Genomic DNA, 14,734 nt, shown 5'->3' with positions numbered 1-14,734 from the left:
GACTCTGTGTAAGACAGTACATGGTTTTTTAACTGTGGTATGCGACGGTGGTGGAAGCAGAAACTTAAATCGTGAGGTTTAGGAATCGCCGCACTTTTAGGGCGGCGAGGATGTCAATATCAACTTCCCTCCCAGATTTTTAAATAGGCATTTTCCATATTTTCAGCGAATTTTTTCCCTTGCCAGAGGGGGGCTGTGTCACGATTTCCTAACAGTTGATGGCTGATGTCTTGACGAAGGGAGCGCTCGAGTCCTAATTTTACTCCCCAGTCGATATATTCTGCCTCATTCCAGCCAATTCCGGCTTCAATACCGGCATTAATCATAAAAGTATAACTATTGCGGGCGGAAAATTGTTCTCCTACTAATGTAACTAAAGGGATTCCTTGCCATAAAACTTCTAAGGTGGTGGTAGCACCATTGTAGGGATAGGTATCTAACACCACATCAGCAATCTGTAAATTAGCGCGATGGGTATATTCATCTATATCTCTCGGTAAAAACCGCAATCTTTGGGGATTAACTCCCTCCAGAATCGCTATTTCAGTAAATAATTCTTGAATTTTTTCAGTCTTACCGACTCCCTTAATCAGAAAATAACTATTAGGGACTTGTGCGAGAATTTTCATCTGAAGTTTAATAGTATCAGGATGACGTTTCATGCCACTTTGTACGGAAAAATAGATGGTAGCATCGGGGGGAATTTCTAAATCTTCTCGACGTAGATTAGGAGTACCGATTTCAAAACCATCCACTGCTAAATATGTCTCTGGTAAACGATAGATTTTTTCTCGATAATATTCCTCCGCTTGCTGGGGTAAAACGTAGGGATCGGCGATATAATAATCAATAGTTGCTAATCCAGAAGCATCCCAACCTAACCAAGTCACTTGTTTTGCTGCGGGTTTCAGTGCCATGATCTGATTGGTAATATTATGGGTTAAACTGTCTAAATCTACTAGAATATCTATCTGATCCTGTTGAATTTGTTGGGCAACTTCTAGGGGATTTTCAGCGTAGGGAAAATGACGGATAATATCTCGGCTATCCCGGAACCATTGACGGGTAATTTCATCTTCTTCTTGGTTAATAGTATAGATAGCTATTTGCAATTTTTCTCGATCATGATGGTGAATTAACCAACGACTTAACCAACCGACAGAATGATGTTTTAAGGTACTGGCAAGATAACCAATAGTTAGTTTTTCCGGAGCTTTTTTGCTTGTAACTAAAGGAGTTTTTAAGCTATTATTATCAAGGAAAATTTCGGCGACGCGATTAGTTAATTTTCGGTTAGCTAAGGCTCGATCGCCTAGGTAGGGTAGGGGACTAGAAACATTGAGAAAGCTAGTTTTAATAATCGGTTCTAAAGTGATATTTTTCTGACGGGTTAATTCCTGTAATAAATCATGATATTCTTGATAAATATGATCAATTTCTTGCCAAACTCCCCAGCGCAAAAGTATTAACAAAATTAGATCATTACTGTATAACTTTAGGGTTGGAATTAGACAAATTTCTCGCAATTGATAGGCAGTTATTAAAGAATTATCAAAGTCTTCGGCTAAAATATAGAGGTTAACCAATTGTTCCAAAAGACTCAGATCACTTGGTCTTAATTGCAGACAAAGTTTAATAATTTCCACTCCAAAAGTGGGACTTTGTTGCTCGTTGGTGACTCGTGCTGCTATCTGAAAAGCTTGCGGGATAAAACTATCGGCTAATTCCTCCAGATAGGGTAAACTTACTTGAGCTAAATCTAAAGTTAATTCGTGGGGATATAAAAGACTTTTGAGAACTACATTTAAAAGCAATTCTCGATCGGGATTATATCTGAGATTGTCTTGAATAGGATAATTAAGTAGTTCTTCTGGATCGAATATTTCTAAATCTAAAGCTAAGTCGAATAAAGCTAATAAATTATTAATTGACTTGGGAATAATTTCCTGTAGATGATAGCGAAAATATTCTACAGCTGCCAGATCACCTTTTCTTTGTTGTCGTCGCGCTTCTGCGTCTAAAACCGCTTCTAATTCTGCTTGCCATTGCTTAACTTGTTCTGGATTGCCTTCGCTTAAAATACTTTGCCACATTACCTGCGCTTCTGCTTCTAAATTTTGCAGAAGATAGGCAACTCCCAAGTACCAATAGTCAGAAATATTTTCGGAATTGTTATCGATTATTTCCTCGTAAATTGCCGCAACTTGAGGATAGTCTTCGGCAATTAAAGCTTGATAAGCGTCAGGATGCCACATAAATCAGTTATCAGTTTTTTGAGATAATATTTTCAGAAAATCTTGATGTTCTTGACTGGCTAAACCTTGCTGTAAAACTGTCAAAACCTGTCCCAAGTTACCCGCTAATAAAGCATTAACATCTAACCAAAGACTGGGGAAAACCTGCGAGTAAATTATCCCTCGACTATCGGGTTCAAGTTTAATATATTCTCCAGCATTTAATCGGAACCAATCTAATTGACGTTCATAAACTCGCCAAACAAGATATTCTTGCACTTGATTACGACGATAAACTCGCCATTTATTGTGGAGATCATAGGAAGCAGTAGAAGCGGCAATTTCTACGATTAATTCCGGCGCACCTTCGATATAATCATCGTCACTAATAGTTGATTGTCCAGCAATTTTAATTCTTAGTAAAGCATCTGGTTGTACTTCATTATCTGCGTCCAGACGCACTGTAGTATTATCCGCAGACATTACCCCAATTGTGGCAGCTTTATAGACCCCTAACCAAGTTAAAATATCAGAATGAGGTTCTCCATGACTCTGCACTCGTACAGGAGAAGACATATAAACTATTCCTTCAATTAATTCGGCTTTTTTTATTTCAGAAAGGTTCTGATAACGACGCTCAAATTCCTGGCGACTTAGTTGATCACCATTTTCTAAAGGAGGGGTTTTAGGGAGAGAATAAATAGGTTCAGAAGTGATCATTTTATTTGCCCCGAACAACAGTAGATTTATCCTCCCCTAGTCCAGTGAAAAGGTGACAGTTAGGGGGGATAAAGCTCAAAAAGAATTGACTCATAACTGGAAACTGTCAACTGATAACTGATAACTGATAACTGATAACTGATAACTGATAACTGATAACTGATAACTGATAACTGATAACTGATAACTGATAACTGATAACTGATAACTGATAACTGATAACTGAAATTAAACCACTTTAGCGATAGCTGCTTCTAGCTTATCCATAGCCTCATCTACTTCTGTTTCCGAGACAATTAAAGGAGGTACAAAACGGAGGACTTTCGGACCTGCGGGAGCAATTAATAAACCCTCGGCCAAGGCTGCATTAACAATAGTAGATGAAACCAACTCACTTTCTGAATTAATTTCCAGACCATTAATTAAACCCCAACCGCGCACATCGACAAATAGATGGGGATATTGAGAAGCAATCACCCGTAAACGGCTGCGTAATTGTTCCCCTCGCTGCTGGACATTTTCGAGAATGTGATCCCGTTCAATGGTTTGTAATACTGTTAAAGCTGAGGCACAAGCGAACGGATTACCCCCAAAGGTACTCGCATGACTACCCGGTTCAAACACATCACAGAATTTTCTGCACATCATCGCACCGATGGGAATACCCCCCGCTAAACCCTTAGCAGATGTGAAGATATCTGGTTCCACTCCTAAATTCTCATAACCCCAGAGTTTACCAGTTCTTCCGACTCCCACCTGTACTTCATCAAAGACAAGCAAAATGTTATTTTCGTCGCAAATTTGCCGTAAACGTTGGAAATATTCGATATCTCCCGGACGAACTCCCCCTTCACCCTGCAAGGGTTCCAACATAATCGCAGCCACCCGACGATTACCCTCATCGAGATCAGCGATCGCATTTTCCACCGCTTCGATATCATTATAGGGAATATAGGCAAACCCCGGCATCAGGGGTTCAAAGTCTTTTTGGTACTTCGGTTGACCGGTTGCGGTGATGGTAGCTAAAGTCCGACCGTGAAAACTAGCGTGAGCGGTTAAAATAACCGGCTGTTCGAGGAAATCTAGCACCGTATGGGCATATTTTCGTACTAATTTAATCGCCGCTTCGTTCGCTTCCGCACCAGAATTACAGAAAAAGACTTTATCAGCGCAGGAATGATCGACAATCCATTTAGCTAGTTCCCCTTGTTCGGGAATATAGTATAAATTCGAGACATGATGGAGTTTTTGGATTTGCTGGCTAACCACTTCAATTAAAGCGGGGTGTGCGTGACCGAGGGTACAGGTGGCAATTCCCGCAACAAAATCAAGGTATTGTTTACTGGAAGTATCCCAGAGAAGACAGCCTAACCCTTTGGCGATCGCAATGGGAAAACGACCATAAGTATTCATCACATAGCTGTTAAAACTATCTCGATCGAAGGGTTGATTCGGGTTTAAATTGGGAGTGGGATCAACTAGGGTTGGTTCTAAAAGGGTTTCTGGACTCACTGGGGAACTCCTGCGCGATTAGACATAGGGGAAATTATAATCAAATCCGTCTGAGAAGGACGGGTTATTTAGATTAAAAACTGATTTCATTGTAATTTACTAGACAGTCTTAGGGGTGAATTTTGCTTGTCTATCAGTGAAGATAAATATCGTCGTCTGCGTCAGGAATTAATCGGGGGAATTTTTGCCCTGATCGTGGTGTTTTTGCTCGGTACGCTTTGGTATCATCTGATCGAGGGTTGGAGTTTGCTAGATTCGGCCTATATGACGATTAGTACCCTCGCTACCGTCGGTTTTGGCGAAATTAATCCCCTAGGTGAACGGGGACGACTGTTTACAATGGTTTTGATCGTGATGGGAGTAATCACGATCGGTTATATTGTTAATCGCTTGACCGAAGCTTTAATTCAAGGCTATTTTCAAGAGGGACTCAAACAGAGACAGGAGAAACGCGTGATCGATCGACTATCAGAACACTATATCATCTGTGGTTTGGGTCGCACAGGCAGACAGGTAGCGATCGAATTTTACGCGGAAAATATTCCTTTTGTAGTTATTGATACAGACCCCCTACAGGTAAATCGGGCCAAAGAATTAAATTATATTGTTGTTCAAGGAGATGCCACCTTAGATAAATCTTTACAAATGGCAGGAATTGAACGCGCTATTTGTATTGTGGCCGCTTTAACTTCCGATGCGGAGAATTTATATACAGTGTTGTCTGCTAAAACTCTTAATCCGAAAATCCGCGCCATTGCTAGGGCCAGTACCGAGGAAGCAGTACAAAAATTACAACGGGCCGGGGCCGATGCGGTAGTATCTCCCTATATTACCGGCGGTAGAAGATTAGCGGCCGCAGCCCTACGACCCCAGGTGATGGATTTTGTCGATGGTATTTTAACCGGAACCGATCGATCGTTTTATATGGAAGAATTTTTAATCGATCCGAGGACTTGTCCCTGTGTGGGTTTAAGTCTTAGTCAAGCACATTTAAGATCTCGATCGGGGGCGTTAGTTTTGGCTATACGTCGCGCTGATGGTACGCTAATCGGGGGACCGACTGGCGATACGGAATTAATGGCCGGAGATCTGTTAATTTGTATGGGAACGGCCGAACAATTACGCAGTTTAACTCAGATTTTAATCCCCATGCGATCGGATGGTTTACGTTTACCGAAGCATTAGTTAGGGTTTGCGCCAAAAAGTTTGTAGGATGGGTTAGTGGTAGGGTAACATGAGCGGGTGTTGGGTTTCATGCTTCAACCCAACCTACGTTCTCTAGAAGACTTATCACCAACTTTCTTGAGCTTTCTCTTCCATTTTATCTAGACAAAATATAATAAATATTAGTGACGGCATGACCAGAAATATATCCTTGAGTTTTACCTGTTTTAACTGTATTTAATGCTTGTACAGATGCTGGAAAATGTGGTTCACGCTTACCCAAAACATCTAGCAATACATCACTGTCGAATAAGACTCGTTTCACCGATACTTCTCCACTAAATAATCAATATACGATTCTTTTGGGTCTTCTGGTTCTAAATCGACAACCCCCACTAAGTCTCTTGTCCAAGGATCAAGATCGCTTAAATCATCTGTTAGGGAATGAGAAGTAGTTTCTGAGGATACATTCTGACGAAAAACACGCCCATATTCTAATGCTTTCTCAAAATCCTCCTGATCAGAAATTGATCCAGAAAGATTATCTAACCAGTTTTCAGACGAAGATTTTTCAGTTTCCAAATCGACCAAACCTGTTAAATTTTGTGTAGAGGCATCAATATCATTGAAATTATCTGCTAGGGAATGAGAAGTAGTTTCTGAGGATACATTCTTAGGATTAAATCGCTCTTGAATTCTGAAAATTATTAAACTACTATAAGCTCTCAATTGGGTGACTAAAGATTTGTCAGTATCTTGGAAATATTCGGTTATAGTACGATTAGAAATTGAGAGAGTATTTTTAGCTCCCTGGTAAATTTGCTCTAGTTCTGAATCGGCAAACATATCAATAAACACATCTATCGTTTCCGAGAGAAGGTGTAAACCTTCCACCACTCTGATTAAATCGGCTTTTTCCTCACCAGTCTTTCCCTCATTGATCTGAGCAAGGCCGATAAATAATTTAGCATAGGCAGTTACTCTATCGGTAAATTCATTGATAATCTCAATCAAATTTATTGCCGAACCCTCATTCTTATATTGTTCCCATACCTGAAACCATAGTTGATTAATTCGCCCAAATATATCGGCTCTTGCTTGATAAGTTTTAGAGTGATCCTTAACTTGCTCAACTAAAATTTTAGTTTCTTGTAAGTACCTAGGCAAAATTATTTACACATGACGATCATTGCCCCGTAAGGGTTTTAGCTCGATCGGGCAGGTAATTAATTTTGCATGACTACTTAGTAAATTATCCAGGATGATTCGATCAGAATCGGTGACAATCTGATTGAGTTTATCTGTAATATCTTGCAGATTTTCTAACAAAAATTGTCCTAAATTTTCCCGTTCGACCAAAGTTTGCAGACTATTCATCGTACTTACCTCTCCTAAGACTGACGATCAAACAGAAATGAGTAGCCAAAATCATCAGCCCTAAACGTCCATTGTAACAATTTTGGGGTCTAAATCCTGTTTAAAAGGTATAGGAGAGGGGGAATTATAAATTATGAAGTGGGGAAGTGGGGAAGTGGGGAAGTGGGGAAGTGGGAAGAATAAATAAAAATAATCTCCTGTCTCCTGTCTCCTGTCTCCTGTCTCCTGTCTCCTGACTCGGAGACTACTGACTCCGTACTCCTCAATCTAGCGTCTGTGAGGAATTGAGAAATTGGGGATGAGATGTTAGTACAATCGGGGAATAGTAAAAGAAAAAACCCCTATTGCTCATGAGTCAAAATCCCAATTCTTCCTCGCGACCACTGCAGCCGCTGCCGGTTCCCTCCATGCCGATACCTCCCTCAGAGTTAATCACGGAAATCAGCATGGGGATAACTGAAGAAATGACGCAACAAGTGGCGACACCGACCAAAAACGTGCCGAATATGCCGCAAAATGGTCAAATTTCCGCCCCACGTCCTCCCCAAAATCGCGCTCCCAGTCAGGCTGCTTCTCCCCAAACGCCACCCCGGCCGGGTCGCGCTCCCAATCAACCCACCTTAGAACATTTGCTCCGGATGGCCTTTGATCGGGGTTATTCGGACGTTCACCTAGGAGTTGGAGAAAAACCCCGGATGCGGGATCGTGGTGAAATGATTATTCTCAACTATCCTGAAATTGACATCAACACTTTTTATAGTTGGTTACGGGAAATCCTAGGGGAAGAAGAAATCCTTCGCTTTAAAAAAGACCTAGAATTTGACGGTGCAACTCAGTACGAATTCGCTAGGGTGCGGATTAATATCTTTGAAAGTCTGCGCGGTCCTGGGATGGTTTTGCGTCTAATTCCCATGAAAATCCTCACTATAGAACAATTGGGCTTACCGGCTGTGTTACGGAATGTGTGCGATGTGCAGAAGGGATTGATTTTAATCACCGGTCCGACGGGTTCAGGGAAAACCACCACCCTCGCAGCCATGATCGATTACATCAATAAAGAACACGCCAAACATATTATCACCATCGAAGACCCGATCGAATTTGTCCATCAAAGTCGTCGCAGTTTGATCAAACAACGGGAAGTGGGAATACACACCCATGAGTTCGATAATGCCCTAAAAGCCTCTTTGCGGGAAGACCCAGATATTATTCTGGTGGGGGAGATGCGGGACAAATCCACCGTTAATACGGCCCTGAAAGCTGCCCAAACCGGTCACTTAGTCATGGGAACCCTGCACACCAACAGTGCCGTTAAAACTCTGGAGCGGATTTTAACTCTTTATACCGCCGAGGAACGGGAATCGATGCAAGTGGCGATCGCAGAATCCCTGGTTTGTATTATTTCCCAGGGTTTATGTCGTACCACCGACAGTAAACGGACCGCTTTTCACGATATTCTCGTCAACACAGAAACCGTCAAAGATTACATTTGCAGCGGCAAAAATGACGAAATTCTCGAATTAATGAAAGATGGCGAATACCATGGCATGATTACCACTAATCAATCTCTGTTTAACCTCTATCAAGAGGGACGGATTAGCGATGAGGTCGCCCTGGAAATGTCCCCGGTTCCCAATGAAATGGCGATGATGTTGCGGGGTAGAATCTAGAAAAACCCTGAAGGAAATCCTTGAGGGGTCAAGAGTTGAGTAGTCTAGAAAAATAGAAGCTCCTATTGATTCCCTAGGGGAACCCCTCAAGTGACCACTTCCGCGATTGTGTTGCCCGATATTTTTAAAGGCATCGCCCTGTTTACCCCCGGGGGCGACCTGATTTACTGTATCGATCCTGATAAACAAACTCATTGGCATCTGAATCTCTGTGCTGCTCTCCAGTCCGCTTTAGGGTTGCCAGAACCCCCCCATTTTTTAGTTCCTAGTTTTACTGCTACCATCGATCGCTGGCGAGATCCCTACAGTCACCGTATTCATACTAGAGCCGAAGTCTATCCCCTGGTCCGTCGCTATCAGCCTTTATTAAATGCTATTTTCGCCACGGATGATCGAGCTTGGTTTACTGTACCTTGGCAGGAACAATCCTCTAATCCCACTATCTTAGAAACCTATCGTCAGCAGTTTCCCCAACTTTGGCAATCCCACGATCTGATTCTCCGTTATCAGGAGCGCCCCCCAACCACTTCAGGGATTACTGCTGACTCTGACTATACTAATCCTAGTCCCAAGGGTTATGTTTTGCGGTTATTTGTCTCCGGTAATAATGCCAATACTAAACACACCCTAGAATCGATCCATCAGCTTCTAGAGCGAGAATTACACCATCCCTATACTCTAAAAGTGATCGATATCTCTAAGCATCCAGAACAAGCGGAATCTAATCATGTCTCTGCTATTCCCACTTTAGTCCGGGTTTGGCCGCAACCGGTGAAACGCATCATCGGCGAATTTGAGGATTTACCGCGAGTATTACAGATTATCGCCACCGCTTAGGGGTTAAAGACTTCTGACTCAATCCCTCGCCACCATTCGCCCAATTTCATTAAGTCTTGCTGAATATCATCCAATTCTTGAATATATTCCTCTTGGGAAAGACTGGCGCGACGTTCTTGCAGTTTTTTGAGACGTAATTGCACCAACAGCCAAGGCTTAGAAATACCGTTAGTTTCTTCAATATAGCGAGCAATATCTTGACTATCCATAGTTTTTACTGTTATTGTCCTATATTTTGTCAAATTAAGCCGAGACTCCTTTTTTTAGTTGCAGAAGATTATGTTTGATTTTAGCCACTATTACCCCTACGCCGAATTAGTTTCTTTCCTCAAAAACCTAGCCTCATCCTATCCTAATTTAATTAGCCTCACCTCGATCGGTAAAAGCTACGAAAATCGAGATATCTGGTTAACTACCCTAACAAATCAAGCCACAGGCCATTATTTAGAAAAACCTGCCTATTGGATCGATGCTAACACCCATGCGGGGGAAGTAACAGGCTCTGCCGTCGCTCTCTACACTATCTCCCATCTTTTGCGCCAATACGGTCATAATTCCCAAATTACCAGACTTCTTGACCATTACACTGTCTATATTTTGCCGCGATTAGCCGTGGATGGAGCGGAAAAATATCTCACTACTCCCTATCTGTTACGATCGAGTATTCGCCCCTATCCCCACACGGATGAGAAACCGGGGCTATATCCTGAAGATATTAACGGCGATGGTTTAATCTTACAAATGCGCCAAAAAGATACCTGTGGCGCTTGGAAAATTTCTGAACAAGATCCTCGCATTATGGCGCGTCGCGAACCGGAAGAATTTGAGGGAACTTTTTACACTTTGCTCACCGAAGGTTTAATCCGCGATTACGATGGCTATAATTTTACCACTGCCCCCACCCTAGAAGGTTTAGATTTTAACCGCAATTACCCCGTTTATTGGGTTCCTGAAGGGGAGCAACAGGGGGCCGGAGATTTTCCCTTTTCCGAGCCAGAAACCCGTGCAGAAGCGGAATTTTGGGCAAATAACACCAATATTAATGGCTTCGTTACCTATCATACCTATTCAGCAGTCATGTTGCGTCCCTATAGCACCCATCCCGATGAATATTTCCCCGTGGAAGACTTAGAAATGTATAAATATATTGCTGACAAGGGAAAAGCAATGACTGGTTATGAATGCGTTTCTGTCTATCACGATTTTCGTTATCATCCCAAAGAAGTGACTAACGGTGCCATGGATGATTACGGTTACGATCATTTTGGTTGGTATGGTTTTACGGTGGAGTTATGGGATGCACCCACCCAAGCGGGAGTGAAAAAAGATGATTATATTCAATGGTTTCGCTGGCATCCTTTGGAAGATGAATTGAAGTTACAGCGTTGGAATGATGAGAATTTAGCGGGAAAGGGTTTTATCAATTGGCAAGGTTTTGATCACCCCCAATTGGGAGAGGTGGAAATTGGCGGTTGGGACTTTAAAAATGTCTGGCAAAATGCCCCAGAAAAGTATTTGCCGGATTTATGTGAGAAACAATGTCAGTTTACTATTGCCCATGCTTTAATGTCACCTCTTTTAGCTATCTCTCGTCTTGATCTGAAGTCGGAGGGAAATGGTATTTATCATCTGGTTTTACAGTTGGAAAATCAGGGATTCTTACCCACTTATACCAGTAAAAAGGCACTGGAAAGAAAGATCGTTCGTCCCATTCAAGTCAAGTTAAATTTAGCCGATGAGGTGAGTTTAATAGTGGGAAAATTAGAGCAGGAAATCGGTCACTTAGAAGGGCGATCAAATAAAGTATATAGTAGCCTCGCTCATGGTTTAGATTATCGCTGTACGGTGGAATGGGTGATTAAAGGTGTTTCTGGTCAAGAAATCGAGATTATCGCTATAGCTGAAAGAGCCGGAACAGTCAGACAAAAAGTAATTTTATAGAGCTATTTTGTTCGATAAAATTGTTAAATAAGTCTCGTTAGATTCCGTGGGTAAAACTCGTAGTTTTTGGCTGCGAAGATCTGGTTCTAATCCCAAAGCTTCTAAAGGAATTACTCCTAATAAGTTGTTTTGACCTCCAGGTAATTCCAAACATTCAAAAGTCCCTTCCCGTCCCGCAATAATCAAGGTAGCATCGCGAAAAATTCTCGCTTTTCCTATCCCTTTAGCCGTAGCCACATCTACTTCTTTTAAAAGCTGTAAACCCAAGCGGGAGATTACTTCCGGCACCAGACAAACAGTAGTTGCTCCCGTATCAACCAAGACATTTTCTAGGGTAAGAGAGCGAATTTGATCGGGAGAAATTACAGCCGCCGCTGCTAGAATTTGATCCGCGCGATTGATCACTGTAATGCTGGTGTAAATTTTGCCCATATCTTCTGCAATAATTGCTGGATTAACCATCATATTACCCTCAATTGTACCCCTAAATTATACCAGAATAACTGCTAACAACAATTTTAATTATTAATCCGGCCATCGGGCATAATTGCACCGCGGAAGTTAACTCCCATCAGATTAGCACTCATTAACTCGGCACGAGTTAGATTAGCATTACTTAAATCGGCACCGGTGAGATTTGCTCTAGCAAAGAAAGCATCGATTAAGTCAGCTTCGCTGAAATTAACTCCTGAAAGATTAGCCCTTCTTAAGTCAGCATGATTCATTCTTGCTGCTTGAAAATTAGCTTGACTAAGATTAGCTCGATCAAATTTTATTTGAGTCATAATTGCACTATGAAAATTTGCCTGCATTGCTTCCGTATCGGTCATTTTTGAACGCACTAAATTGGCTCCCGCTAGATTTGCCCCCACTAAATGCGCCCCGATTAAATTAGCATCAGTAAGTAAAGCATCTTGGAGATTAGCATTAGTTAAATCCGCTTTTCTGAGGTCAACATTGCACAAATTAGCCTCCTTTAAATTGGCTCCTACTAGATTTGCACGCACCAGATCAACCCCTTTCATATTAGCCCCTTGCAGGTCGGCGCGATAGAGATTAGCACTTTGTAAATTAGTGTTATGATTTTTCTTTTCCTGACGCATATTTGTTCCCCGCAAACAAGCACCAGTGAGGTTAGCACCACTTAAATCAGCCCCCCGTAAATCCGCCCCGATTAAGTTAGCATCAAGTAACGTCGCTAGGGTTATATCGGTATCACGAAGATTAGCACCTTGTAGCATCGCTCCGTGTAAATTGGCACTGCGTAAATCTGCCCCATTTAAGTCAGCTTGGTTGAGACTAGCACCGCTTAAATTAGCTGTCACAAGATTAGCTTGAGCGAGATTAGCCCGGTTAAGATAGGTAAAGAGAAGATTGGCTCCGTGCAGATCTGCTTCATTTAAAACAATGCCAATTAAGTCAGCACCAACTAAATTAACTCCGGGTAATTTTAAGCCACTAAATTGAGTTTCTCCTGCGGCATAACGTTCAATTAATTCGTTGGGTTTCATAGGTAGAATGTCCAGATAAATTTGGATAAAAAATTAAAGAATTTTTTGTAAAGTTTGCACCAGAATACTGGCGGTTTGAACGTTAGCATCCGTATCCATTTGGGTTTGAGCAATATTGTATAGTTGAATTTCGATATCCTTGAGAGATTTCCCACTTTCGATGAGTTGTTGTAGTAAATCTTCTAGGGTATAACTTCGCAGAGTTGACCAATCTTGACCGCTCCGATCCCAAGGATGAAATAGGAGCGAGAAAATCAATATTTTGGCGCGTAAAGGATTAGCATACTGGAAAATTTCTAAACGAATTTCAAAGGGGTCGTAGGCGGGAATTTGTGGGGAATTACTGGGGTTGTTATTTGAGGAAGCCGGCTCGGCAAAGGGCAATTCCATGACTAATTGTGGTTCATTTAGATTGATGATCGAAGAGGAAAAATCCACAGGTTCACTTCTAGAGGGGGAGAAAGATGTGGTTTTAGCTGCAGAATCAGAATCATTCTTTAGATGAACTATTTGAGTGTTCAAGATTTGACTTTTTGACTCATTATCCTCTTCTTCGTCATCGTTATCAGTATCGTAGAGAGGCTCTAGCTGGGTAAGAATAATATCGGCTAGGGCTAGGTAGAGAGCTTTTTTATTAATATTTTTGGCAACTTGCTTGAGAGTTTGTCGCAAGCTTAGGAAATTGGGATTGTTTCGCTGAAGTTCTAAAACAATATTTTTTAAGCCATAATTATTAATCACCGCTTGATCGTTTTCCCAACGATTTTTACAAGCGGCAAACATTAATTTTTGAATTCTCGCCGTCTCTCGATGATTTTCTAGGCTACTAACCACCTGTCTTAATAAATTATCTTCCTCGTTGTTGACATCATTATTAACGTTGGTGAAGCTAGGGTTAACTTCCGGTTCCACTGGTAATAATTGATTGTCGTAGGCGGCAGCAATATTACTATATAATTGACTGATTTGCTCGATAATAACCGTTGCTACTCCCAGATAAACTTTAGGACGATTGAGGGTTTTAACTAATTTATAAACAGAAAAAGTTAATTGTTCTTTACTTGTTTTAAGTTCCACTAACTCCTTCACCAAGTCTTCCATACCCACACTGTTCAAAATATTAGGATCATTTTCCCAAGATTTTTTACAGATACAAAAGATTAATTTTTTGATCCGTAATTTTTCTTCGTGGCTGTCGAGATAGCGAACTACGTCATTAAAAACTTCGATGGATAATTGCATAGTAACCTCTGATCCGAGAAAGGAGCCAGCTCTCGCACGCCTCCTCTACTATAGCGGTATGCTATTGGCCTCTCGCAAGTCAGCTTGCCAGAATATATAGGGTCTGCTGAATAAATCTAAAAACCTTGTTGGATAGGACTTTTAGACTTTTTTCCCCTCAAAAAGTGCCAGCCATTGCGGGGATCGGGGGGAAAATTCAGGTGCTTTTTCCCTGAAAATTAGGTAGTTGACCACCTGAAAATCGGTAAAACCCTACACCCTACACCCTACACCCCACACCCTACCCCCACGAAAAACTTTTTCAGCAGACCCTATATAAGTTATTCCGGCTCTTCTGGCGCTCGAAGATATTCTAGCCTAAAAGCGTGGAGCTATTCAGTTGGGTTTGCTGGATCTGGTCCCTAAAATTATACTTTGCACGGCTACAACTTGCATTTTTTACTCAAGGACAATAATATAGTTTAAGAGTCATAATTAGAAGCAAAGCACTCATTAAAAACATGATTAACCTAGAATTCACGGAAGA

At 41.5% G+C, this 14,734-nt stretch carries 14 protein-coding genes; 4 read left to right on the top strand and 10 right to left on the bottom strand.

Annotated features, from left to right (window positions below):
• Window positions 1-119 precede the first annotated feature (119 nt).
• The 3 genes from EWV66_RS22665 to EWV66_RS22655 form a co-directional block, all read right to left on the bottom strand.
• On the bottom strand, window positions 120-2,255 hold the full coding sequence (locus tag EWV66_RS22665; protein ID WP_287107282.1) for an O-linked N-acetylglucosamine transferase, SPINDLY family protein: 2,136 nt from the start codon (window positions 2,253-2,255) through the stop codon (window positions 120-122).
• A gap of 3 nt (window positions 2,256-2,258) precedes the next feature.
• A complete protein-coding gene (locus EWV66_RS22660) occupies window positions 2,259-2,954 on the bottom strand; it encodes a Uma2 family endonuclease (RefSeq protein WP_052277469.1) in 696 nt (231 codons plus the stop codon).
• Window positions 2,955-3,182: 228 nt separating this feature from the next.
• Window positions 3,183-4,466, bottom strand: a complete 1,284-nt coding sequence (locus tag EWV66_RS22655) for an aspartate aminotransferase family protein (protein WP_072926493.1) — start codon at window positions 4,464-4,466, stop codon at window positions 3,183-3,185.
• A gap of 126 nt (window positions 4,467-4,592) precedes the next feature.
• Between EWV66_RS22655 and EWV66_RS22650 the strand changes: the two genes are divergently transcribed.
• The gene (locus EWV66_RS22650) at window positions 4,593-5,651 is read left to right on the top strand and encodes a potassium channel family protein (RefSeq protein ID WP_052277467.1); all 1,059 of its coding nucleotides are present in this window, start codon (window positions 4,593-4,595) and stop codon (window positions 5,649-5,651) included.
• A 136-nt stretch (window positions 5,652-5,787) separates the two neighbouring features.
• Here the strand turns inward: EWV66_RS22650 and EWV66_RS22645 are convergent, their stop codons facing one another.
• Genes EWV66_RS22645 through EWV66_RS22635 form a run of 3 tightly spaced genes read right to left on the bottom strand, consistent with a single transcriptional unit; the run spans window position 5,788 to window position 7,007 of the window.
• Window positions 5,788-5,955: a PIN domain-containing protein gene (locus EWV66_RS22645; protein ID WP_249264917.1), complete on the bottom strand. Its 168-nt coding sequence runs from the start codon at window positions 5,953-5,955 to the stop codon at window positions 5,788-5,790.
• The gene (locus EWV66_RS22640; protein WP_260441206.1) at window positions 5,952-6,797 is read right to left on the bottom strand and encodes a hypothetical protein; all 846 of its coding nucleotides are present in this window, start codon (window positions 6,795-6,797) and stop codon (window positions 5,952-5,954) included. Before EWV66_RS22640 ends, EWV66_RS22645 begins: the two co-directional genes overlap by 4 nt.
• Window positions 6,798-6,803: 6 nt before the next feature.
• The gene (locus EWV66_RS22635) at window positions 6,804-7,007 is read right to left on the bottom strand and encodes a hypothetical protein (RefSeq protein WP_260441205.1); all 204 of its coding nucleotides are present in this window, start codon (window positions 7,005-7,007) and stop codon (window positions 6,804-6,806) included.
• A gap of 350 nt (window positions 7,008-7,357) precedes the next feature.
• Here EWV66_RS22635 and EWV66_RS22630 point away from each other — a divergent pair, with 350 nt between their 5' ends.
• Both EWV66_RS22630 and EWV66_RS22625 read left to right on the top strand, forming a co-directional pair.
• Window positions 7,358-8,677, top strand: coding sequence for a type IV pilus twitching motility protein PilT (locus EWV66_RS22630; RefSeq protein ID WP_052277466.1), 1,320 nt, complete (start codon window positions 7,358-7,360; stop codon window positions 8,675-8,677).
• Between the two features lie 90 nt (window positions 8,678-8,767).
• A complete protein-coding gene (locus EWV66_RS22625) occupies window positions 8,768-9,514 on the top strand; it encodes a circadian clock KaiB family protein (protein WP_002786357.1) in 747 nt (248 codons plus the stop codon).
• On the opposite strand, the gene EWV66_RS22620 is transcribed toward EWV66_RS22625, so the two are convergent.
• Entirely contained in the window at window positions 9,511-9,723 is a 213-nt protein-coding gene (locus EWV66_RS22620) for a hypothetical protein (RefSeq protein WP_002766333.1), read from the bottom strand. The genes EWV66_RS22625 and EWV66_RS22620 overlap by 4 nt on opposite strands.
• Before the next feature lie 70 nt (window positions 9,724-9,793).
• Here EWV66_RS22620 and EWV66_RS22615 point away from each other — a divergent pair, with 70 nt between their 5' ends.
• Window positions 9,794-11,455, top strand: a complete 1,662-nt coding sequence (locus EWV66_RS22615; RefSeq protein ID WP_287107240.1) for a M14 family metallopeptidase — start codon at window positions 9,794-9,796, stop codon at window positions 11,453-11,455.
• On the opposite strand, the gene EWV66_RS22610 is transcribed toward EWV66_RS22615, so the two are convergent.
• The 3 genes from EWV66_RS22610 to EWV66_RS22600 are packed head-to-tail and all read right to left on the bottom strand — an operon-like array spanning window position 11,450 to window position 14,208.
• Window positions 11,450-11,917 carry a retroviral-like aspartic protease family protein gene (locus EWV66_RS22610; RefSeq protein WP_043995544.1) on the bottom strand — a complete coding sequence of 156 codons (468 nt, stop codon included), beginning with the start codon at window positions 11,915-11,917 and terminating at the stop codon, window positions 11,450-11,452. The two genes, EWV66_RS22615 and EWV66_RS22610, sit on opposite strands and share 6 nt — an antisense overlap.
• Before the next feature lie 56 nt (window positions 11,918-11,973).
• Window positions 11,974-12,966, bottom strand: coding sequence for a pentapeptide repeat-containing protein (locus tag EWV66_RS22605; RefSeq protein ID WP_052277465.1), 993 nt, complete (start codon window positions 12,964-12,966; stop codon window positions 11,974-11,976).
• A gap of 33 nt (window positions 12,967-12,999) precedes the next feature.
• Complete coding sequence (locus tag EWV66_RS22600; protein ID WP_072926504.1) at window positions 13,000-14,208, bottom strand: hypothetical protein; 1,209 nt, start codon at window positions 14,206-14,208, stop codon at window positions 13,000-13,002.
• Window positions 14,209-14,734 lie beyond the last annotated feature (526 nt).

Source organism: Microcystis sp. M_OC_Ca_00000000_C217Col (assembly GCF_007095585.1).
GTDB lineage: Bacteria > Cyanobacteriota > Cyanobacteriia > Cyanobacteriales > Microcystaceae > Microcystis > Microcystis panniformis.
The sequence above is the reverse complement of the archived record's forward strand: the minus strand, read 5'-3'. Positions and strand labels throughout refer to the sequence as shown.